The organism is Blautia sp. An81 (genome assembly GCF_002161285.1).
Lineage (GTDB): Bacteria > Bacillota > Clostridia > Lachnospirales > Lachnospiraceae > Blautia > Blautia ornithocaccae.
Genome location: NZ_NFHH01000040.1, coordinates 1 through 21843 on the forward strand (window position 1 = coordinate 1; position 21843 = coordinate 21843).

Annotated in this window: 20 protein-coding genes and 1 pseudogene; 2 read left to right on the forward strand and 19 right to left on the reverse strand. The window is 38.6% G+C overall.

All coding sequences use genetic code 11. From position 1 onward, the window contains the following. The 18 genes and pseudogenes from B5G33_RS21800 to B5G33_RS19675 form a co-directional block, all read right to left on the reverse strand. Positions 1–188: hypothetical protein (locus B5G33_RS21800; RefSeq protein ID WP_204247438.1), on the reverse strand; the 188-nt coding region annotated here is incomplete at its 3' end. A 218-nt stretch (positions 189–406) separates the two neighbouring features. Beyond that, positions 407–814, reverse strand: coding sequence for a hypothetical protein (locus B5G33_RS19595; RefSeq protein WP_087418837.1), 408 nt, complete (start codon positions 812–814; stop codon positions 407–409). 3 nt (positions 815–817) lie between these two features. Next, positions 818–1873, reverse strand: coding sequence for a DNA/RNA non-specific endonuclease (locus tag B5G33_RS19600; protein WP_087418838.1), 1056 nt, complete (start codon positions 1871–1873; stop codon positions 818–820). Between the two features lie 72 nt (positions 1874–1945). Beyond that, positions 1946–5053, reverse strand: a complete 3108-nt coding sequence (locus B5G33_RS19605; RefSeq protein WP_087418839.1) for an ATP-binding protein — start codon at positions 5051–5053, stop codon at positions 1946–1948. A 19-nt stretch (positions 5054–5072) separates the two neighbouring features. Beyond that, positions 5073–7136, reverse strand: a complete 2064-nt coding sequence (locus B5G33_RS19610; RefSeq protein ID WP_242974778.1) for a dynamin family protein — start codon at positions 7134–7136, stop codon at positions 5073–5075. Positions 7137–7259: 123 nt separating this feature from the next. Further along, a complete protein-coding gene (locus tag B5G33_RS19615; protein WP_087418841.1) occupies positions 7260–8330 on the reverse strand; it encodes a hypothetical protein in 1071 nt (356 codons plus the stop codon). After that, the gene (locus tag B5G33_RS19620) at positions 8327–9280 is read right to left on the reverse strand and encodes a hypothetical protein (protein WP_087418842.1); all 954 of its coding nucleotides are present in this window, start codon (positions 9278–9280) and stop codon (positions 8327–8329) included. The genes B5G33_RS19615 and B5G33_RS19620 overlap by 4 nt, the downstream gene beginning before the upstream one ends. A 50-nt stretch (positions 9281–9330) precedes the next feature. Continuing rightward, entirely contained in the window at positions 9331–10548 is a 1218-nt protein-coding gene (locus tag B5G33_RS19625; RefSeq protein WP_204247439.1) for a right-handed parallel beta-helix repeat-containing protein, read from the reverse strand. A gap of 59 nt (positions 10549–10607) precedes the next feature. Further along, positions 10608–12176 carry a dynamin family protein gene (locus B5G33_RS19630; RefSeq protein WP_087418844.1) on the reverse strand — a complete coding sequence of 523 codons (1569 nt, stop codon included), beginning with the start codon at positions 12174–12176 and terminating at the stop codon, positions 10608–10610. Further along, on the reverse strand, positions 12163–13764 hold the full coding sequence (locus tag B5G33_RS19635) for a dynamin family protein (protein WP_204247440.1): 1602 nt from the start codon (positions 13762–13764) through the stop codon (positions 12163–12165). The genes B5G33_RS19630 and B5G33_RS19635 overlap by 14 nt, the downstream gene beginning before the upstream one ends. A 175-nt stretch (positions 13765–13939) precedes the next feature. After that, positions 13940–14911, reverse strand: a complete 972-nt coding sequence (locus B5G33_RS19640; RefSeq protein ID WP_087418845.1) for a helix-turn-helix transcriptional regulator — start codon at positions 14909–14911, stop codon at positions 13940–13942. A gap of 121 nt (positions 14912–15032) precedes the next feature. Further along, a complete protein-coding gene (locus B5G33_RS19645; protein WP_204247441.1) occupies positions 15033–16184 on the reverse strand; it encodes a GTPase family protein in 1152 nt (383 codons plus the stop codon). 268 nt (positions 16185–16452) lie between these two features. Beyond that, positions 16453–16944 (reverse strand): annotated as a pseudogene (locus B5G33_RS19650) (lysine--tRNA ligase); the annotation flags it as partial. Between the two features lie 174 nt (positions 16945–17118). After that, positions 17119–18360, reverse strand: coding sequence for a site-specific integrase (locus tag B5G33_RS19655; RefSeq protein WP_087418847.1), 1242 nt, complete (start codon positions 18358–18360; stop codon positions 17119–17121). Between the two features lie 34 nt (positions 18361–18394). Further along, positions 18395–18607, reverse strand: coding sequence for a hypothetical protein (locus B5G33_RS19660; RefSeq protein ID WP_242974779.1), 213 nt, complete (start codon positions 18605–18607; stop codon positions 18395–18397). Positions 18608–18679: 72 nt separating this feature from the next. Continuing rightward, complete coding sequence (locus tag B5G33_RS19665; protein ID WP_004070602.1) at positions 18680–18874, reverse strand: DUF6462 family protein; 195 nt, start codon at positions 18872–18874, stop codon at positions 18680–18682. 427 nt (positions 18875–19301) lie between these two features. Beyond that, on the reverse strand, positions 19302–19541 hold the full coding sequence (locus tag B5G33_RS19670; protein ID WP_087418848.1) for a helix-turn-helix domain-containing protein: 240 nt from the start codon (positions 19539–19541) through the stop codon (positions 19302–19304). Beyond that, complete coding sequence (locus B5G33_RS19675) at positions 19525–19965, reverse strand: RNA polymerase sigma factor (protein WP_075680336.1); 441 nt, start codon at positions 19963–19965, stop codon at positions 19525–19527. The genes B5G33_RS19670 and B5G33_RS19675 overlap by 17 nt, the downstream gene beginning before the upstream one ends. A 521-nt stretch (positions 19966–20486) precedes the next feature. Between B5G33_RS19675 and B5G33_RS19680 the strand changes: the two genes are divergently transcribed. Further along, positions 20487–20834: a helix-turn-helix domain-containing protein gene (locus tag B5G33_RS19680; protein ID WP_087418849.1), complete on the forward strand. Its 348-nt coding sequence runs from the start codon at positions 20487–20489 to the stop codon at positions 20832–20834. Positions 20835–20932: 98 nt separating this feature from the next. Here B5G33_RS19680 and B5G33_RS19685 read toward each other — a convergent pair whose 3' ends face one another. Continuing rightward, positions 20933–21322 (reverse strand): hypothetical protein, encoded by a 390-nt coding sequence (locus B5G33_RS19685; RefSeq protein WP_242974780.1) that lies wholly within the window; start codon positions 21320–21322, stop codon positions 20933–20935. 115 nt (positions 21323–21437) lie between these two features. Here B5G33_RS19685 and B5G33_RS19690 point away from each other — a divergent pair, with 115 nt between their 5' ends. After that, positions 21438–21695 carry a helix-turn-helix domain-containing protein gene (locus B5G33_RS19690; protein ID WP_087418851.1) on the forward strand — a complete coding sequence of 86 codons (258 nt, stop codon included), beginning with the start codon at positions 21438–21440 and terminating at the stop codon, positions 21693–21695. Positions 21696–21843 lie beyond the last annotated feature (148 nt).

Here is a 21843-nt window from a genome sequence, read left to right on the forward strand (position 1 = left end):
ATCCCCTTATAATATAAGGTCCCCAGCATCATCCGATTGGAATATGTGATATAGCTGGGATGCCGGGGATCTTTTGTCTGGGAAAATTTCCAGAAGAGCTGGCTGTAAAATCTGTTTTGGATTTTATTCAGTTCTCCAATTGGATTTTTTTCAAGTTTCTTTTGTATTCTTCGTTCTTTTCTTCCCATTTCAACCTCACTGCGAAAAAGTTTTTTGTCATACTTCTATTTTCGCAGTGAATCCATGTGTTTTCAATAGGTTTTAGTGCGAATTATTTTTACCTGTCAGAACTGCCCAGAGCAGCAGCAAGATTACAGCCCCTTTTTTAGTAATACACATAGTGATTAATTTGGGAATATCCAAAAAATCAAGAAATTGAGAACGCACTTTTCTCAATTTTATGATGTTAGGCTAAGCCAGTGGTCCTCCTTCCTGTCCAATGACTAAGTTCTATATTATTTTGCTCCCATTCCTTCTTTATCTTATACATACGAGCATTTTTATCAACATATTCCATTCCCATATTGATCCCTGATTTATCTACGGTGATCGTTGCAATATTTATCTTAGCTGCATCAAACACCTTTGAATCACGTATTATCCATGCAATGGCCTCAAATACTCTATCCAGATCATTTTCATCGATGAGTCCTTGTTCTGCAAGCTCATAGCACTGCACAGCTACACCATTTATATAGGAATAAAAGAATATTTCATAGCTTGTCTGAGTAATAGCTGCAAAAAATATATTCCTGCTGCTTTTTTCCGGAGTTATTTTTCTGATTTGATCATAAATAAGTGTCTCTGGTTTCATTAATCACACCTCCTGTTTCGGCTCATAAACTTTATAAGTCTTCTTACCTGTTGACTCATCGAGTGTCCCTACCGTTATCTTTGTCGGATTATCATTCTCATCATATTCTCTCTTTACTGAAGTCAAAGAAGCCTCTACACCATCCTCTTTCATATCATCTATTTCTGCTTTTAGGCTACTGTAATCTTCATCGCTGATTTTGTCTTTAACTGTGTCAAGGAGTTCTATAGAGTTCTCGTTATTATCAAATTCACATACTGTTCTTTTCCCATCAATCGTATATTCAGCACAAATTTCGGAAGGACGGCTGGAATCTCCGTCATATTCAATATCTATATGCAGCGTAACCTCCTTTCCTTCCTGCAGCGCTTTGGAAATTTCATTTTCCATCTTCTTATAATCGCCTCGGTTGATCGTTCGCCTCATCGGTACAAGATTTTCAATCCCTTCAACACCACCAAGAATTCTGGCAACGATATGACCCCCATCGTCATCCTCCTGCCGTTCTTCTCCACCTGACTCCCTTTGTTCTTTCATATTGCGAGAACCATCTTCTGTATATTGAAGCTTTGCGTCACAGCTTATCGGCCTGCCCTTTTCATCGGTACGGTATGTACTCCCTTTCACTTTATATTCATCGTTCGGAAGCAGTTCTCCGTTCTTTTTATATGTCTGACCGTTATCGTCTGTTTCATATTTATTGCCATCAAGTTCATACTGTGAATTTAGTTCTCTTCTTTCAGAATAATCCGATTCTTCCTGTGACTCAAAACCGGTGGAGTCATATTCCGGATGATCAGGAGATTCCTCCGCAGCAACGACATTGTCAATATCGGTCATCTCAAAGAAATCCCATTCTTCAAATAATTTTCTGAATTTGGATTCTATTTTCTCAGGTGTCAATGAAGGTTTGGATTCATCACTTTTTGAAATTGATTCAAGCTTATCGTCGCCCATAATTTTGTCAAATTTCTCTAGTGCTTCCTTGTTGAATGACGGTTTATTTTCTGCTTTCGTTTCTGTAACATCAGACATTTTGCCCAATTCACCATGCCACATACCTTCACCTCTTTCATGTAACTTCTTTCACAGGCTATTCATATTTTAAGTATCTTTTTCATTTTAAGTCCTTTACATAAAATTCATCAAGCTCGCAAATAAATCTTTTGATTTCACAGTACCGTCAAGTTCCGCCTTTTCTCTTGTCAATAAAGCAATAATTTTCCTCTGGTCCTCTACTGTCAGTAATGTGATCGAAGGCTCCAACAGTTCCCGTATACAGTCATACCAACCTCCGATATTGCTCTCTCTGCTTTTAGCACGTTCAAACGCAATCTCTGAATTAAAGATGTAATAAGTCACCATTCCTCTGAGTTTCTGAATTTCATCTACATCCTGCGCTTTTGTATAACTTACAAAGGCCGTCTTCGCTTCTGCTGGAATTGGTAACCGATAGATATCATCGATTAATCCTTTAACATATTTATCATCCAACTCATTTCGCTTGTCTATTGGCAGAAGCAGATACTCAAGAGATTTCATCTTATTTGCTTCAATTCTCTTTTCAGCCTTATAACTATATTTAGGCACATTCTTAAAGTTTGTATCAATATTGCACAGCACGGGTTCCAGCCAATTATTCTGATAAACAGCTGCAACGAATGTCTTTAGCCGGGACAATTCAAGGATCTGATCATCGTTAAGACTTGCGGCTCTTCCTACAAGCTGTCTGTCCTCCCAATCAGGAAGCCCTAGAATTATCTTGGTGTTTGTGTTTCTGATAACCGACATATCCATCAGGCCAGGAGCCTGATCAGCGATTATAAACCCTTCTCCATAGGTCCTCATTTCAGCTATGGAATTTGCCAGCATTTCCACCGATTTTCCAAGCATATTGGCGCCTTCCGATGTTTGTTCTGTAGAAGTACGCTTTAATATATTATGTGCCTCCTCCAGCACTGTTACATGCTTAAGTGATGCATTGCCTGCATCAGCGTTAGCCATACGATATTCCTGGAGCTTCATGACCAGGAGACCCATTATCAGGGATTTCGTCTCACTTGATCCTGTTCTGCTCAGATCCACAATGACATTTTCATCAAATAATTTTTCCGCTGGCAGTTCGTCATTCGTAAATATCTGTCCATACAGACCATTTGTCAGTGATTTAACCCTTGTACAAAGGGCTCCCTTATAATCCCCTTTACTGTCAGCGGAATAGGCTGAAGCTTCCATTACTTCATTTATCTGTTTTAAGACATCAATAAATGAAGGGTATAACGGAATTCCTTGTGAATCTTTGTAACGGCACTCTGACGTTTCAAGGTTCCATCCTGCTGCAATATACGCCCTTTCAATGGAGTCTTTAAGTGCAGCAGGCATTGCGGCATACATAGGCCAGCAAACATTAAAGATTTCAATCAGGCGATCAATATGTTCCAGTACATGAATGTCGTCAGGGAAACTAAAAGGATTGATTTTAAGAAGCGGCATCTTCTTATAATTTGTTCCATAAACCTTTACATTATCATAGCTTCCGAAACGTTCCTTATATTCTCCTTTTGCAGGCTCGATCACCATAAACTTTATTGTATCATCCTGGCCTTTTACCTTATGGGAAATCAGCTTGTCCAGAATAGAATAAATCGTTGTTGACTTACCTTTACCTGTTGAACCCGTAATAAATGTGTGCATTGATAAGCTTTCAATATCCACACATACCTTCTGCTTGTGATTCTTTTCTCCTTCCTCGTGTCCCATATGATAGAGATTACCCAAAACAATAGTATCATCAGTATTTGCAATTACATTCCGTCCAAACGGAGCCATGGGTATAACCGTAATACCTGATACTGATTTCTTTGGAAGTCCAATTTGAATTGCCAGTTCATCTCCGCTTACAATAGAAGCCGGCGTAACAATAATTCCATCCGTCTTACTCTGTAAAAATCTCGGATGAACAAGCGAACCAATATACTTTCCTAATATCTTTGTTTCTTTTGCATCAGACCAGGAATTAATATGTGAGGCCTGGACACTGGAATTTTTACCTCGCATTAATGCATTATAATTGCTTGCTACTGTAAGCGCCGTATTTCTGTCATCTGCAATAACATACGCAGCACAATCAAAAGCGCCGAAGCTTTCACACTCATCCAGCCTTTCCAAATGCTTGTCGATTTTATCCAGCAAAGACTTGACTGACCTGTTTTCATAAGACAGCTGCAGACTCTTTCCGGCGGTCTTTGAGGCTCCCGTTGTCTCGGTCACTGCCTTATTTCTCTGATTTATTTCTGTTGTTGTATCTGTTTTTCCGGTGGTATCAGCCGTACTTCTATTCACACCGGCATTAAATCCAACATTTGCTGAAAGGATAAAGTTAATTCCAGCACTTGTGCTAACGCCAAAGGAATTTCCTTTTGACTTCATTTTGCTTTGCGTCATTGCTATGCCTTTAGAAATACCTTCAGAAATACCATCCGTACGAGCTTTTGATAACGACAAAGTATCGCTCTCATTTATTGTCACAGAGCTTTGGGCAAATGTAGAAAGCTGCGTGTGCAGCATTTCATAGCCTTGCTTTATTATCTGAATCTCACTGGTGTCAACCGGGTCAGCCAGCATAACTATCGTGTATTTCTGTCCCTTTAAAGAATCCACCAGATTTTCAATTCCCTGAACATAGCCCTCTATGTCTTTTTCATCTTCATCCCGAAGCGCTACGATCCCAGATACCGAAGAATAAGAACTTCCTTTCCTTGTCAAAATGTTCTTTTTAAATGCTGACACTTCCTGCTTAGAGACCTCAGTCAACTCAGATCCAACAAGATTACCCGCCAGTGCGCCTTTAAATGCTGCAGCAGCTGCTATTCTTCTTTTCACATCGTTTTCCTTCTGGCTTCTTGCATTTTTGGATATTATCCCAAAATAATAATCAATCGTAAATCCATTGCTTTTAATGATAGTTGCAATACTGCAATCAATAGAAGATGCCACATTCACAATCGTTGTAAGCTTATTTAGAAAATTCTCCTCTTTGTTTATCACAAACTTGGTAAGTTTATAGAATTTTCCGCATTCTGCAATGTCAATATCAATATCTTCTTCAGAAGGCGGCAGAATTTCATAGGTCTCCAGCCTTCCAAGATAATCTTTCGTAATAATTGATGCCGCATTATTCAATGCACCATTTAAAGCGCTGTTTAACTTATTCTGTGTTACTTCTAATTCATTCGGCATGTGGCAGCCCCCATTTCTTTTATTTTATCTTATCCAGTTCAGACTGTAAGAGAACAGCATATGCTTTGTAATCTGCTATCTCTTTCTCCTTATTTGTGCATTGGTCTGATAAAGTTTCAAATTCTGAAATAATGTTTGTCAAAAGGCTTTCTTCAACCTTTTGACCAGTTGTGCTCATTTTCTTCTTAAAGTCAGCTACCCTGGTCTCTAATTGATTACAAAGTTCATCATAAATTCGTGAAATAGCTCTTGATAATGCTGTTGAAAGTTCTGTCTTTTCTCTGGCTGAAACAAGTTCGCCATTAAATTTCCCTGCAATGCCATTCATTGCGTCCGATATATCCATCTCAAATACCGGGAAAGTGATAGTGCTGACGGTTTCTTCTATCATAATCCGAAACAGCGATGAATCATATTCAGCGTCACCCATATCAAAATTATCAACAACAACGTTTAATAATTTTCTCTTTATTTCTTTTATCTGAACTGCCTCGCTGAAGACCTCCTCCACCTGGTTGCAGGCTTCAATGGAATACTTACGCAGATTTTCAATCGCATCTGCAGCTATACAGTAAGAATAATGCTCTTCATATGTATAATGCTCAATATGACTTGAGCCCCATGTCCACGGCTTATACCATTTAGAATCAGACACTCGATAACTATCATGAATCACTTTGGTGCCTGTCCTGTCCTTTATGCTCAGATAATCCTTGCCTGTATCACGAAGCTCTCTGATTCCGGCAGCTTTCTCAGATTCCAATTTTGCAGTAAGCTCGCCAAACACATGAGCGATATCCGCCCTTATGCTTCCCATCTGACTTTCTATTGCTTTCTTCTGTTCTTCTAGCTGCTCCCGATCATTTTTTTCAAGAATTTGAACCTTTTTTTGAGTTTTCTCCAGATACGTAAGCAAAATTCCTTTCAGTTCTTCCCGTGCAGTAGGAATAAAACTTTTTGCCTTCTGAGCAAGGATATTTTCCTTTTCAGCCACTACATCACTAAAAAGGCTCTTAACTTCATCAAAATTACCAAGAAGTTTAAGATCTGAATCCATATCATCAGAAAACTGCTTTAAGGCAGCGTATACGTTAAGTTCTTCAGAGGAGAAATCTGCGATTGGCTTTCCGATCATATTGTATGCAAGAGAAGATACCATAATCGGATCCGCACACTGCTTTATAACCTCTATCAGCTCGGGAGAACTTCCTCTTGCCTGAAGATCTGATACAAATTCCTCAACCTTGCTCCTTGCACGCCTTTTCAATTTTTTACGAATGATTTTGCAGGCTTTCGGGATATTATCTGCTGTATTTTCATCTTCTCCGAAAATGTCATCTTCATCCTGTACCCTCAAAATATCTCGAATTCCAGAGTCATACTTGCTGGCAATAAGCACCAGTTTTTTGACACCTTTTTGTGGCAGTTGACTCGAAAGTAAGATCCAGTCGCTCTTATCGAGAAAACTTCCGGACTGGCTCAGGAAAAATACAACATCGCATACTTCCATAAATTCCTTTGTCCTGATAGTTCTTGACGCAATGGGATCATTAAGACCCGGTGTGTCTACTATAGACAAGCCTTTAAACTCCTCTTTATTGAGATATAACGTAACTGCCTTAACAATAGGCGTATACTTGCCATCCTCACCTACATAAGCATTTAAACTTGCGATCAGGTCGTTATACGATCCGAATTCAATCTGATCATATCCCTTCGTCAGATAGGAAAGAGGCTCCACTCCATTTCTCCTCACCATGTCTACTATCTCACGGGCTGAGGTATATATTTCATCATCCAGATCTACCGCTGCATTTTCTTCAAGGACCTCCCATTCCTCTGGCGAATAGTATTCAATCTGAATAATATTCCTGTCAGAGTATTCCATTTTTGTAAGGGTGGCCGTTTTAGGAGTTGACGCCTTCGGTAAAATTTCCTGTCCATTGAACAGTAATGTATTTAGAAAAGATGATTTTCCTGCTTTGACCTGGCCTACAACACCGATATTAAGCTTTCGATTTTCACGGTAAAAGTCTTCCGTTTTCAGCTTGAAATTATCAGCCAGCTTTTTCAAACCTTTCATATCTCTTTCTTCCGCATGTCCGGAAAGATTGTCAATGATTTTGTCCACGCCTGTAATAAAACCCTGTAATTCCTGATCATTATCCTTAAAAATTTCCATTGATCATTATGCCTCCTTCCTGAATTATGCTTTACCTTCCACTTGCCTCAATACATTTGTCAGTATCTTTCTCTTGTGCCATTTGCAAAATTTTTCGTACTCATCAAAATAGGACACCACATATATATTTAAATATGTGTCTGACTCACCTTCAACCTCGCTGTTTTTCTCGTCCTTCACAAAAAAGAGCATTCCGTTGCAAGGAGCTATTATGTCTGTAGCTTTTGTGTCCCCTTCTTTTTTATACGATATAAGTGTATCGCCTCTTTTTACTACGCTTCCCTCCTGGAGATGCGATGCGACAATAGTGGGACACTTATCTATTGTCGCATTTTCAGTACTCACGGATTCGAATGCTTGCCTTAGCATCTCATACAAACTATCTGTCACTGAAGCTGACTGCTTGAATCTATATACCGTCTTCTTAGTACATAGTTCTCCACAATGTTGTCTCTGTTTTATAATCCATTCATCCGGAATATAATCCTTGAATTTATCACTCCATCTGTTTTTTAATGACACAGGCAAATTCAAAGTCAGCAGCGTATCCCAATTCTGCATGAGTTTTGCTTTAGCCACAGCTGCAAGGACATAAATCTCTTCATTATCGCATCCCATCATCCTCGCCACATCTGCCGCCACCTCCAACATGGTTTCAGATACCCTGCCTGAAACATTCGCCAGAACAAATACTTCTGCCAAATACAGATATTTGTATGATGACAGATTCCGGATAGCATTTGATAACTTGTCCTTATCGAACTCCAGTCCAAGTATGTGTATGTTCTCTGCAGAGGTCTCAAACCCAATACCTATTGATAATCTGCACAGATATAAAAGTCTGTCATAAAGATCCGTTTCTTCTGACAAAACAATATATGCCAGGCTGCCGACAAACTGACTTTTTAAACCTTCATCTGCATCGTATAACGATTCTATTTTAACCGGAGACATTTTTGCCAATTCTGTTATTTCAGAAAAATCTTTTTTCTTTTCATCTTCCGTTTTGGGTTTCATTTTTTCAATCTCATGATGGAGCATGTCAATGTGATCTTCTATTTTTCGGAGTTCCACCTGTAATTCCGTTAGTGTCATACCGGTCTCCCCTCCTTTATCCAGGCCTTTATTGAGTCCTTATTATCCGATTCGTGCGCAATAACTCCGTAATTTGTATTATTATCTCGAAATTGAAACAATACTCCATCAACCGGCGCTGTTACCTCTTTTGTTATATACCTTCCATTTTCCTTCGTCTTCTTTGTATATATGGCAATAACATCACCCGCATTCACTCTTTGCTTCTGCTTAGCTTTCCATTTAAAGTTATACACTTCGCTGTCAGGCATTTCCACCGCAACATTTCTCAAGCTCTTCACGCCTTGATCTCTTATACATTTAGGAATATAATAACTAAATGTCTTTGCAACATCCTGGATAATTAGAATCTCTTCCTGCGTCAGCATTCTCATACTCTGACACAAAGCTGTCCGGGCAACCAATGCCAGCGTTCTGATCCGTTCTTTTTGAATTCCTAATATAACAGCTATGTTTGCAATGTATTCCTGGATTTCCCGGTTTGCAGTTCCTGCAATATTGGCGGTTATCATAGCATCTACGATAAATCCCTCTCTGTATTTACCTGGAATTTCATCTGCCAGCTCATCATAAAACGTGGCTCCTGATCTAAGTGTATTCTTGTATAAGTCACTGAAGGACCAGGCTATTGAAGCCTGACCTTTCAGCCATTGAAGATATACCATCCGGTTTATTGTTGCCTCCAGTTCTGAATCTAATCTTGTAATATTCAGAAGCATCTCCAGATAAATCCTGCACACTCTCTCATCTTCCAGCCTTTTCAATGGATGTGTGCCAAAAGGGATTTGTTTTGATAAGATTTCAATCCGTCTGTAATCGATTGCCACGTCCTGATCTTTGTTCCGCATTTCCTCAATATCTGAATTTAAAGTTTTTATATTTGCGCTTATATCCTTTACATGTTTTTCCAAATCACGAACATCTTTCTGCAGATCAAATAGTGTTTTCAAAATTCATCTTTCCCCTCATTTTATTCTTCGCAGCAAAATTCTTTATCTCCTTACTCTAAAAGTCTGGTAAGCGAACCTATACACTGATTATTTTGGATTTTTACGCCGTCCGTTTCAGAAGAAATACCTGAAATAATTGCTTCTGTATATCTTCCATTGTTTATACATTGGCAATCTATAAACTGATTGTCACAGATAGCAACTTCTACTTTTTTAGACTTATCCAGGAAGTCGAATAACAGGCCCCCATTATACGAACCAGAAAGGCAAATCAGTACTCCGGAGACTCCATAAAGGGGGTGCCGCTCTTTTGCCTTAATATAGCACTTCCGTACTTTATTGCCATTAAATTCAAATTTTACAGCATTATTCAAACATGCTGTTCCAAATACTCCGCCTCTTCTATCTCCAGTACAAGTAAAACCACAATTTTCAAACCTGCAACCGTTTATTTGAATTGAATTCACCCTAGCAAAAAAAGCTACACGATTTTCAAAATCCAAAAATTCACAATTCTCAATCTGCAGTTTCCCTATCGACTCGAATCGTATTGATCCATTATTAGCCGGCATCAGTTTACAGTTTGATATAGTGACGCATTCACATCCATCAAAGTTACAGCCTGCATCAACGTAAAGAACCAAATTATCATATGTGATTTTCTCTGCTTTGTGTACGCCTGAAAGGGTAAGCTGCAGTGTCTCTCCCTTCGGGGCGGAATAATACTTCTCATGCTGGGTATCCAAGATGGCTCCTGCATAATAGTTCTTGATGTATGGTGCAAAATTTACCTGCTGCAGATCATCTGTCAGGAGTTCTTTCGCCTGGTCATAATAAGCCGAATCCTGCTGCAGCACAGATTTTGCCACCAGTGAAACACCTCTGAGTTCATCTTTAGAAATTCCTGTGAGCTCTATCAATTCTGCCAGGTATTCATAAGTGTCGGCAGAATAATCTCCCATTGATATCAGAAGGATACCTTCCAACGCAAAATAATATTTTATCCTGCTGTCCTTCATATAGCCGACAAACTCCCTGATATCAACATCGGAAATATCCAGAGCCTTCCGCATATATTCTTCAACCGGTTCATCAGTTCCAAGACCTTTAAGAAGTCTCTTCAGATAAAGTATCTGCATATCAGAAGGAGTATTTTCATATTGCAGCACAGTGCAAAGTACTTTCAGATAAAGCGTCTTTCTATATTCATCTAATTCAGCGAGTTCAGGATTTTTTATAGCATACATTTCTGCCTTCATTTCTGTCATTGCATTTCTTATGCCCGCTATGTTCTTATTCAAATTTTTCTCTTCCAAGTAAACATCCCCTATCCTTTTGCTATCAGAGCTGCATATTCCTTCGTATTCTTGTACACATCATTAATATGAATTTCTTCCGGAGCCACGCGGCAGTTTTCCATAATAATATGAACCATCTCGTTTTTATATTCACTTCCACCGGCACTCTTATTGATTACCGGTTCAATGCCTTCGAACATGTCTTGAAGCATTTCTACAATGGAATCATCTGTCTGAATGTCATGTTCTTTCTTATATTCCTCAATCAGCTGCAGAGGATTCTGCACTTTTTCCTGAAGAAGATCTATTTCAGAAGGCTCAGGCATAGAGATGCCGACAATATCAGAGATAAATTTAATTTCTGTAAAGAACTCATCCTGCAGTTCCTTTAGTTTTTTCCTGATTTCCTTAAGATCATAAACTTTCTTCTGAGAGTCCTTAACCATCGCCTGAAGCGGTTCAAGTATTTCTCCGTCAATGTCTTCCGCTGCCAATTTGGTTATGGATGTATTAAGTCTGGTAAGCTTTCGGCTTTCCTCATCGATTTCGTCCTCATAAAATTCCTTGCATCTGACAAATATCTTCTTAAAATTACGTGCAAAATTAGATTCATATATCTGACTATTCCAGTCTGAAATCTGCTGACGTATTTTATCCATGCTTTGTTCTACAAATGCTTTGAGCTTATCATCGATGATCTGATCTAATCTGCTGGTAAATGCATATACATCTACATATCTAACGCCCTTTATATCAAGCGTTGATTTAATCTTTTCGATGATATTTTTAAGATCTGTAAGGTTTTTCTTATCAGACTTATTTACAATAATCAGTTTAGGGATGTCTTGGTGCAAAGTCTTTATAAATTTGATATCCTCCTCGGTAATGGTTCCCGCATCAGCCTGAACAAACCAAAGGATATAGTTGCTGGAATTAAGCTGTCCTCTGGCAATCTGCTCATCAGTTTTAGCTGAATACTTTTCCGAATCTGGTTTCGAATATCCCGGTGTATCTAAAAAAGCAATATTTTCGTACTTATGCAGCGGCGTTGAGAAAAAGATGTTGTCCAGAACATGGCCTAGCGTAACTGCATCCGTTATCCTCTCATCATCATCGTCTTCTACCTCGCCAAAACCATGTGCAATTTTCTTAATATCTCTTGGCCGCATCTGGACCTTTGCATCAAAAACATTTATGCCCATCACTTCATGTTTTTCGCCCTTTACTATATAGGTCGGCACAGAAGTTGATGGATCAATATCCGCTGGGAGTACAGACTTTCCCATTAGAGCATTAAGAAAGCTTGACTTTCCGCTGGAAAAACCGCCTCCAAGAGCGATGATATTTTTTCCTATAAGTTTGTCATACAGGATAAAGTCTCTGAATTTCTCATATTCAGCTTTAAAATCTGTATACAACTCATAAAAGTCTTCCGGCGCATTTTCTTTTAACGTATCCGGAATTTTTTTGTTAATTATTTTATCTATCTTTGACAGATCTACCCTGAATTGAGTTCCTATGGAATTTTGCCTGATAATATTGCAAAGCAAATCAAAATTGCCTTTTAACTTATCATATACGTCTTCATCGTAAGCCATTTTTGATTTCCCCTATCCTCTCAAGATCATTTTTAATGTCTATGACAAGATTCTCCTTACGCACTTTTTCATCATTCATCCTGCTGCGTACATCGGCCATAGCCTGCTCCAATACTTCTTTCTGATTTTTGAGTTCATCAGAAATAGAGGTATTGATTAATCCGATTTGTTTTGTAATGGTCTGTTCTATACCATTATCCACCTGTGTCAGAACCTGCGGATATACTTCCATCTGCAGTTTCCTCCGGATTTCCTGCTTAGCTTCCTCCCGCTTCTTATCGCTATGCAGTTTTATGAAAATACCGGCAATCACTCCTATTATGGGTGTACCCAAAAGAAGGCCGGCTACAACGGCTACTATTGGGGATATTATACCCTTTCCAAGTTTGTCAGCATCGAATGTAAACGAAATCTGAATATCACCCAATGACTCATTGCTGAGGACTTTTGAAACACGCTTCAAGTACTTCTCTACCTTTGGAATAAACCGCTTCTTAACACTTACAGTGACCGCATTTCTTACTACAGTATTAAGCTTCTCCTTGATATCCTGTCCGTTTAACGCCATGACCACGAAGGTTGTCTCTTCACCTTCCAGCGCCTGCCGGACATCATTTTTTATTTCCTCTACACATTCGCTTACCTCAAGCTCAAAATCCTCCTGTTCGTTTGAAAATTTTGATTCCAGAGTTGACATCTGCTTATGTAGCTTTTCTTCTTGTTCATTAAGTTCTGATTCTGATAGCTGACTGCTATTCAATGTAGTTATAAGATAGCTTTCTGTATTCTCTACAACAGGCAGCGCCAATTTTCTATACTTTGAAGCAAGGATTTCCTGGGATTGTTTCTGAATTTCCACAAGAAATTCTTCCAGTTCTTCTGCATCTCCAGTGAAACTGCTGGTCCGGCAATACTTTACCTCTCTGTCTCCAATAAAGCGTTTAAGGCTTTCTTTCATTTTTTCAAATGTCAATTCAAAATCATCATTTTTCTTATCATATTTGGTAATCACAATACACAATGGCATATCATAAAGACATAACTCCTTTAATATATTGCCAACGCTGCTTCTTACGATCAGGTCGTCTGCCGGAAATGCAACTATATAAGCCAAGCTTTGTGGCAGATAATTGTCAATCGCCTTATTATGTACTTCAAAACCGGATTCAAATCCAGGCATATCAACTAACATTACATCCGGAATCTTTTTAAGGAAACTATTGCGAAGCTGTAGTATGGTTTTTCGCACCGTGGTTGCATCGGCCTTAAATTCTCTGTACTCATCAACGGATATAAACTTATAAGCCCCATCATTTCGAACAACAGTAATTTTATCTTCAATATCTGCATATACAATTTCTGTCGGCACAGCCGTTTCAGGAGTAATATCTTCTTTTAACAATTTATTGCTATAACCCAGGATAGTATTCACTAAAGCGCTTTTTCCGGAACTGAATTTACCAATGATTGGTGTGCACACCTTTGCTCTATTCATTTCAGCCTGAAGATTTTCAATTGAATCCGTACTGATTCCATATACATCATTTATTCTTTTGAGTTCTTCAAGTGCAGACATTACTTTTTCCACGTTTTATATCTCCTTTTATTTTTATGTATTTTCATGTATCCATCCATTGACTTCTGGTCCTCCTACATTCAACTTTTGAAAATACATTATACAACAATATTATTGTAAGCGATTATTCGCCGATTATCAATGTTTTACTGCATTTATCAACAACTATCACATATAATTTTCGTTTTTATTTGTATAATCTGCACATCGATTCTACTTCATCTTTTATTTCTTCGACAAATTCAGGAGGATATATTGCCTTTACCCTATTTCCTTGTGACAATAGGAACATATTAACTCCAGTGCCAAAGGTCTCTGCTTCTATCACCGCAGTGTTTCCATTCTTGTTAATTACTCTAGCGGTAGGAATCTTATCTAAAATTGCCTGAACGGATGCTCCAGTATACTCAAACCTTATCTTTCTGTATTCGCCAGGAAACATAAACTGAATTTTGCTGCGTAACTCCCCTTCGTCAAAATCATGTTCCTTATTAAGGACAAAATGTTTTCTGTGCTCCACAACATTTACGATCCTGTCAACACGATAATATAAAGGTTTCCAATCATCTTCATCACACCGATAGGCAATCAAATAAAAGTAATACTCAGAAAACATAACGGCCACAGGCATCAAACGTCTTTCAACCATATCTCTGGAAGTTTTATAATATGTCACAGTTATTTCGATATGCTTATGTATGCAGCACGTCAGCTGCCACAAATTGTCGATAACGCTTTTGCAATCATGATTTACTTCATTATAGTGATACATTTCCTTCATAATAATTTTTTCCAGTATGTTGCGGTCATTAAAAGAAGTAAAATTTTTAAGCTTGGCAATAATATCTAATATTTCCATTTTGCGAAAAGCTCGGCAGCCAATCATCATTTTAATTATAGCAAGCAGTTCTTTACTCAAGAGGAAATTATCAAACTCTAAATGATATGTCTTAGAGTTTGACGTATATTTTAATTCAGTATTTCCTACTAGTTCTCTATTTTCACATAAAAAATTCTTAATTTCCCCCAAATCTCTGGAAATGCTTTTTCCAGAGACACCATATTCTTCTGCCAAATGCTTCACTGATATGTTTTCACCCTTCATTGCCCGAAAAAAGATTTCTAGCATTCTATTCTTTTTAGTTCCAGTACTACTCATACGTTTTAGCTCCTTTCGCTATTTTTGCTTATTATAATATAGCATATAGACAAACGTATGTCCCACTTAAAATAGGGCAGGTATTTTCTGCCTGCCCTTCGTCATTATTCAACTTATCCAATCAGCCGAAAATCCCGCAAAAAACACCTTTAATCGCACCAACTGCTCCGCCAATTACGCCTCCCACAATTTTGCCAGGTATTCCCAGGATTTCTCCACCGATTTCACAACCTGCTGAGGCTCCATCTGATAAACAGTCCCATACCGTGTCACAAAACCCAGTTCTGGTACCGCCACGATAATCCTCTTCTTTATCATCATATAGCCAATTGTCTTTATCATCATTGATGTTGTCAGCAAGCGCCAACCTCTTGTCCTTCGGTATAGACTTGACAATGTAATATAGAAGCTTAGTCAGATTATACGGTTTCCTCTGCTCTCCGCCTTCCTCTTTATATCCCGCACAGTAGCAGATTGGCTTGATATCCAATCCTGTCCCTTCTTTAATTCGCTTTTGTACAGAATCAGCTTTTTTCTTTAAAAAGTCTTTCAGAACCTTATCAGGCTCATTCTTTTCACTATCCCAATGATTACCCTTCATAGCAATATCTGACTGATTCAATGCTATTAAAATACGTGTTTTTGCCGCTTCTTCCCCCAAACATGGAATTAAAACCTTGTTGATCAAATCATAAGAGGTTCCAAGATCCTTCGAAGAGGCATCAAGAATAACCACTACCATATCAATCAAAGGATTTAGGTCCTCTCCGAGTTCATTCAGTTTTCTTATAATGTCTCTCGTGATGCGTTCATCATTTTCAACACCATCCCCCAAGCCCGGAGTATCCCAGATTGTCAGATTATCAAGTTCATACTTTGCGATGCAATCCGTCTCAGGATCGACACCGACACCAACTTTAGCTACCTCCATGTTAAACAATGCATTAATCGTGGAACTTTTGCCGCTTCCGGTAGCGCCAGCAAGCATTATATTAACTTTTCTTCCTCTAATTTTAAGCAATCTGGACAGTCTTTTTGTTTTATCTGCCTCCGGCATATCAGCTTTCATTATTTCCTCTTCCAACAAGTCATAGATGCTTACACGCTCATCTTTTCTTGTATGTGACTTTTCTTTTTCATTTACTGCTTCAGAGTCTACAGCATCATTTTTATGTGTATCTTCACCACAAACAGACTTAGCAGCACTTTCTTCAACTATTTTCTTTAAATCATCTTCAGAAATAACAGGTATTTCTATATTTTTAACTGTCATACTTTCATCCTCCTTAGGGTAATATTGCCATGTCGTGCAGGTACCTTGTATCTATAAAATAACAACCCTTATGGACAAATATATGTCTTTGTAAAAATATTTTCTATCACTCAAATCTCTTCATCTGATCAATCTGTTTTTCCATTCCACTGTCTGCAAAAAAAGACCTGCAGACATCCGATATCACATCAGACACCTACAGGCCTATCTTCCCTAAACTTTATTCACTTATACCATGCTGCAATATGACAGCACAATTATCTGTTTCTTAGTACAGCTTCGCCCCTGCCGGAATCTTATCATCCACAATCAGCACATTCAGTCCTTCTCTTCCTTCCACAATGTGTGTGGCTGAAATGATCATACCGCAGGAATCGATTCCCATCATCTTTCTTGGCGGCAGATTTACGATAGCAATCAGTGTCTTTCCTACCAGCTCTTCCGGCTCATAGTAATCATGAATACCGCTTAGGATCACACGGTCTTCTCCGCTTCCGTCATCCAGTACGAATTTCAGAAGTTTTTTGCTCTTAGGTACTGCTTCACACTCTTTTACTTTTACGGCACGGAAGTCAGACTTGCTGAAGGTGTCAAAGTCAACCATATCTTCAAATAATGGTTCTACCTCTACCTTAGAGAAATCAATGGTTTCTTTCACTTCTTCGATGACTTTTTCAACTGTTTTTGTCTCAGTTGTTTTCTCAGACTGTGCCGCATTGTTTGCCTCGTTCTTTGCCGCTCCCTGTGACTTCATTGTCGGGATTTCACATCAATTTAATTTACATTGACGCTTTTTCCTTTAATAAAGCCCTTTTCAGCATATCAACATTATCATAATAACACTTCTTTGTTGATTACGCCACTAAAATTTGTCGTACTTTTGTCGTATGGCACACATTTTGTCGTACTCAGTCAGTCCCAGTAGGACTCTTTCCTAAAATACATCTAACTTGTGTGCTAAATTTTGAATTGCTTCTTGCTTTTTGGTATCGGTAACTTCCGCATAAATATCCATCGTTGTTTCGATATTTGCGTGTCCCATAATGGACTGAATTACCTTTAAGTTTGTTTCATTCTCGCAAAACCTTGAGCAAAAGGTATGTCGCAAATGATGACATGAGAAATGTGGTATTATCACAGGCTCACGATGTTCTTTGGAAGCCTTCACCACTTCTTCTGCATTGTACGCTTCATATATACGCTTGATTGCCCGATTGACTGCTTGCGGATTATGGACATTCCCAAAACGATTCATGAAGATAAATCCTTTCATTCCATCAATTTCGGTTTCATTAAACCCATTCTCCTTTTGATCTTCCCACTCCGTCTGGAGCGCATCATAAACAGTATCCATCATCGGAATAATGCGTATACCTGCTTCTGTCTTTGGAAGGGATACCGCAAACGAACACATAGGGTGGTCTTTATATTCTCTGCTGTAATAGACTAAGCTGTGATTGATATTGATCATTCGCTTATCAAAGTCCACATCTTCCCACCTGATTCCAATTGCTTCTCCAATTCGACACCCTGTTCCCAACAGGAACTTAAAAAACGGTGCCCAATGGTAAAATGTAAGACTGTTTTCTACATAGTTGATAAAAGCTCTCTGCTGTTCTACCGTCAAAGCGTGTCTTACACCATGATTTTTGCCCGGCTGCTTCTTGATCTGTGCCATAACTCCATCGCTCGGATTAACTCGAATAATGTTATCACGCACTGCGAGCTGAAATGTCGGGTGCAGGACTGTATGAATTGTTTCCAGCGTATTTATCTGCATTTCCTTTTCCTTCAGTAAGTGCTGGTAAAACTGCAACACATCTGAATACTTCACAGAAGCGATTTTCTTCTTTCCAAATCCATCTCTGATAAAGCGGTCATACATATACTTGTAATTTCTCATAGTCGTTCCCCTAAGCTCTGACTTCGTAGAAATATACCTGTCAAAAACAAAGTTGACTGTCGAATTACCCGCCGCATACGCATCCAATCCGTCCAGTTGATCTTTAATCAACTTTTCTTCCCTCTGCCGCAGCTCCATGATGTCCTTAGAATAGATGCTCCGGCGTTTTCCCTCCGGATCAGTGTATGTATAAACATACTTACCATCACAGCTACGTTGCGTTTCGCCTTTTCTTAAAACCCTTCCTTTGTTATCCTTTCTTGATTTCGCCATCTCGTCTCCTTTCTCCAAGGAAAGAGATTTCGTACTAACTACTCAAAGGTTTTTCCATTGCATATTGCAAATCAATACCTTTTTGTAGCACCTGCGTTATGGTCATGTCATGTTTGGACGCATATTCTCTAAGTTTTGCGGCTTCTTCCTCTGTCAATTTCAATCCTATTAAAGTCTTTTTCGGATTTTCCGACTTCGGTCTACCTGTTCTCGCCACAACATACACCTCCATCCATTTCATATTCATTATACTTTCAGTTAAACCAAAAGTCAACACATTTTTGGTTATACGAAAAATCTTTCTCAAAACTCCAACTACCTATTTCACACGAAATGACTCCAGATATTGGTCAAACACATCAAGGTCAACCAGTACCATTCTGTCTATTTTCAAAATAGCACCTGCGTCTTTCGCAAGAGTCTGAAACTTATTCATTCCCATGCTATACATTTCTGCTCCTTCCTTATATCTGACTAATCTTTTCTTGTTAATTGCCTTTGGTATTCTTTGCATCAATAAGTCCTCCTTAAATTAAGCACACAGTTTTATCTGCTTATAAACAAACAGAATGTGCTTCTACTTATTTATAAGCAGATAAAAACTGCATTACAGGTGGCAGGTCATTACTCTGCCCACATCGGTCTTGCACCGTCATTCAAATTGACCGGATTTCTCCGGAAGTATCATTATCACAGATATACTTCATCGCCCTGTGTAACTGCTACACATTTTGCCAAATTCTTCTCGCTCCATACCTTTGCTTCAATGTAGTGTTTCAACATTTCCTCACGTTCACTCAAAAAGAGCAGGTATCTCTTGGCGAACCTGCTTAGTGGCTCCGCATATCCTCACGTCCTGTATGCAATCAATATTCAATTGTCAAGGTACATGGTGCATACGCACCGATCAGCGAATGGAAAGGGACACCGCTGACCGCCTGCTATGCAACTTCAAAAGCCAATATTTTCGTAATCAGCTTTGTTTCTAATCTGCGACGTAAAGTTTCATCAACACAGTAATGCGGATTCCCACACTCATCATAGAGCCTTCTTGTAGACAGAGCTGCAATATACCCCTCGTAATGTTTCAAAACCTCATTGATTGCTTCCACATCGCCGGAAGCTGCTGCCGCAATGATATGGTAAGGCAGCAACTTTGAACATTTACTTGATTTCTCCATTCCTGATTCCCTCCATAATCTTTTTTAATGCCTGAAGTGAGCTTACCCGGTGATGATGAATGGTACTTCTGACAAGGTTCATGTGCTTTGCGATCTCCGTATCTGTCATATCCAGAAAAAAAGACAACAAGATAACATTCCGCTTCTTTTCCGGCAGATACTTCAATGCTTCACTGATCAGCTCGTCCTTTACCTCAATATCATAATCAAGGACACGAAACACCTCTGATTCTGCTATGTAATCATCCTCAGTATTCAACCGACTCAACTCCTCCTGCGTTAGTTCCGAGAAAGAAACCTCATGCTTCTGCCGATAGCTTCTTGCCCGTTCATAGTCAATCATTTCATTCTTTAACAGGGTTTTACAAAAGCTGTCAAACTGTTTCCTTATTCTTAACTGCTTTTCGGAAGAAGATTGCTCCATAAGAGTTCACCTCCTTCCGCACCCATTTGGAACAGAGTGAAATATCTCCCTTTCACTCCGTAGCACGAATGGAAATATGAGCAGCGTCGAAAAATCGACAACTTTTTGAAAAAAATTTTATGTATATAAAAAACGCCCTTGCAGGTACATACCCACAGGACGCTTCCTATATCTGATATTGAATTTTTACCACACAGTACAAGTGCGTATAGTGCACTTTTAATGATATACTTTGCCGCATCTGCTGAGATGCGACCTATAAAATTACCTTTCCACGCAAAAAGCCGGACAGGTTCCTAAAAACATAAAAATATCCTCTAAACTGTTCAGAACACATAACTCTCCCAAACACATTCAAAGGATAAAACAACGTGAAAAAACCTTTGAATACTGCGTTTTTTTATATGCAATATCCAAAGTTCCTATATTTTATTAGTGCATTATTTCCCTCTGTTAAAGTGTATTATTAGTGCATTTTCAAACCAAAACGTGCACTATACACTATACATGGAGGTGCATATATGGCTAAATCTAAGAAAATTGATAAAGACATGGGTTTTCGTCTTAAAAAGGCTAGACTGGATCAAAAGCTGACATACGATGAGTTATCAGAAATGTCCGGTGTTTCCTCAAGGTATATCAAGGAAATTGAAAATCATGGCAATATTCCAAGCCTTGAGAAATTGGGGCAACTGATTCGTGCATTACATATCTCCGCTGATCCTTTCTTTTATCCGGCAGCTCCAACCGACAATTTGGATTATCAAAGGCTGCTGGTCTATCTCTCACAATGTACAGAAGAACAGATAACAACGATTCTTGCCATTGTGGAAGCCTATCTTCGGACATATAACAAACCCACAAATTAGAATAGCAGAAAGATTTTGATTTTAACTTGATTGTTTCTGAATTATTCTGGAGAAAAACAGGGTGGAAGTTCCATGATCGGACGCTCCACCCTGCTTACTTATTTCATTATTGTATTCAATAACTCTTTTACCTTAACACTCTCTTTAACAATCCCAAGTCCAGCAAGTATCTGTACTGCATCTACTATACCCTGATAATAGGCTCTCTGTTGTTCCTGAAAGTGTGCATGTTCTACAATATCCATATAGTTTTCTAAAAAATTTCTCTGCTCTGTAGAAAGGTCAGATAAGAATTTTTCATATTCCCAGTTTTCTTTTTTCAATTCCTTATCCGCCTTCTTTGCTTCCTCCGTCTGTATGGAATACTCCCGTTCATCTGCTTCACTGCGAAGCTCCTCAAAAACATCAGATAGCTTTTCAAATACTTCATTCATTTTGTGTCCACCTTTCTCTAAATAAGTATTGCATTTTACAGGCAGTATTATCAATCCAAAAATTTCTTACAACAATATTTTTTCGCACTTCATCTTTAGAAGTAAATTATCAAGATTATTCCGTAAAATCAATCATATGGTACTTCATCTTTAGAAAGTTGGTGATGATTTGAAAATTTACTGGAATAAAGAAAACAATTCCAAAAATCTGATAGGTCAGAGAGTAAAAGAATTGCGTACAGAAAGGCAGCTATCGCAAAAAGCACTGGCAGAACAGCTCCAGCTTGCCGGATATGAATTTAGCGATTTGACCGTATTACGAATAGAACAAGGGACACGCTTTGTACCGGATTATGAAGTGGTTGCCCTTGCTGAATTTTTCCATGTATCTTGTGAATATCTTTTAGGTGTCAGAAATGAAAAATAAGCAGTGATCTGTATTTCTTCTTTACAGACGAGGGCGTAAAATTTTCTGTGTCTATGGGAAAAATTCTTCTTTGATAAGAAACAGATATGTATAATTGTCTTGTCGGAACTTCTGCTTTTTTTGCTGTCGAATTACTTATCTGTTTATA

What these genes read in the sequence shown, in the direction of transcription:
- B5G33_RS19595 (WP_087418837.1), bottom strand. Translation starts at nt 814, where the DNA reads ATGAAACCAGAGACACTTATTTATGATCAAATCAGAAAAATAACTCCG.
- B5G33_RS19600 (WP_087418838.1), bottom strand. Translation starts at nt 1,873, where the DNA reads ATGTGGCATGGTGAATTGGGCAAAATGTCTGATGTTACAGAAACGAAA.
- B5G33_RS19605 (WP_087418839.1), bottom strand. Translation starts at nt 5,053, where the DNA reads ATGCCGAATGAATTAGAAGTAACACAGAATAAGTTAAACAGCGCTTTA.
- B5G33_RS19610 (WP_242974778.1), bottom strand. Translation starts at nt 7,136, where the DNA reads ATGAAAGGTTTGAAAAAGCTGGCTGATAATTTCAAGCTGAAAACGGAA.
- B5G33_RS19615 (WP_087418841.1), bottom strand. Translation starts at nt 8,330, where the DNA reads ATGACACTAACGGAATTACAGGTGGAACTCCGAAAAATAGAAGATCAC.
- B5G33_RS19625 (WP_204247439.1), bottom strand. Translation starts at nt 10,548, where the DNA reads ATGACAGAAATGAAGGCAGAAATGTATGCTATAAAAAATCCTGAACTC.
- B5G33_RS19630 (WP_087418844.1), bottom strand. Translation starts at nt 12,176, where the DNA reads ATGGCTTACGATGAAGACGTATATGATAAGTTAAAAGGCAATTTTGAT.
- B5G33_RS19640 (WP_087418845.1), bottom strand. Translation starts at nt 14,911, where the DNA reads ATGAGTAGTACTGGAACTAAAAAGAATAGAATGCTAGAAATCTTTTTT.
- B5G33_RS19645 (WP_204247441.1), bottom strand. Translation starts at nt 16,184, where the DNA reads ATGACAGTTAAAAATATAGAAATACCTGTTATTTCTGAAGATGATTTA.
- B5G33_RS19655 (WP_087418847.1), bottom strand. Translation starts at nt 18,360, where the DNA reads ATGGCGAAATCAAGAAAGGATAACAAAGGAAGGGTTTTAAGAAAAGGC.
- B5G33_RS19660 (WP_242974779.1), bottom strand. Translation starts at nt 18,607, where the DNA reads ATGAATATGAAATGGATGGAGGTGTATGTTGTGGCGAGAACAGGTAGA.
- B5G33_RS19665 (WP_004070602.1), bottom strand. Translation starts at nt 18,874, where the DNA reads ATGCAAAGAATACCAAAGGCAATTAACAAGAAAAGATTAGTCAGATAT.
- B5G33_RS19670 (WP_087418848.1), bottom strand. Translation starts at nt 19,541, where the DNA reads ATGGAGAAATCAAGTAAATGTTCAAAGTTGCTGCCTTACCATATCATT.
- B5G33_RS19675 (WP_075680336.1), bottom strand. Translation starts at nt 19,965, where the DNA reads ATGGAGCAATCTTCTTCCGAAAAGCAGTTAAGAATAAGGAAACAGTTT.
- B5G33_RS19680 (WP_087418849.1), top strand. Translation starts at nt 20,487, where the DNA reads ATGGCTAAATCTAAGAAAATTGATAAAGACATGGGTTTTCGTCTTAAA.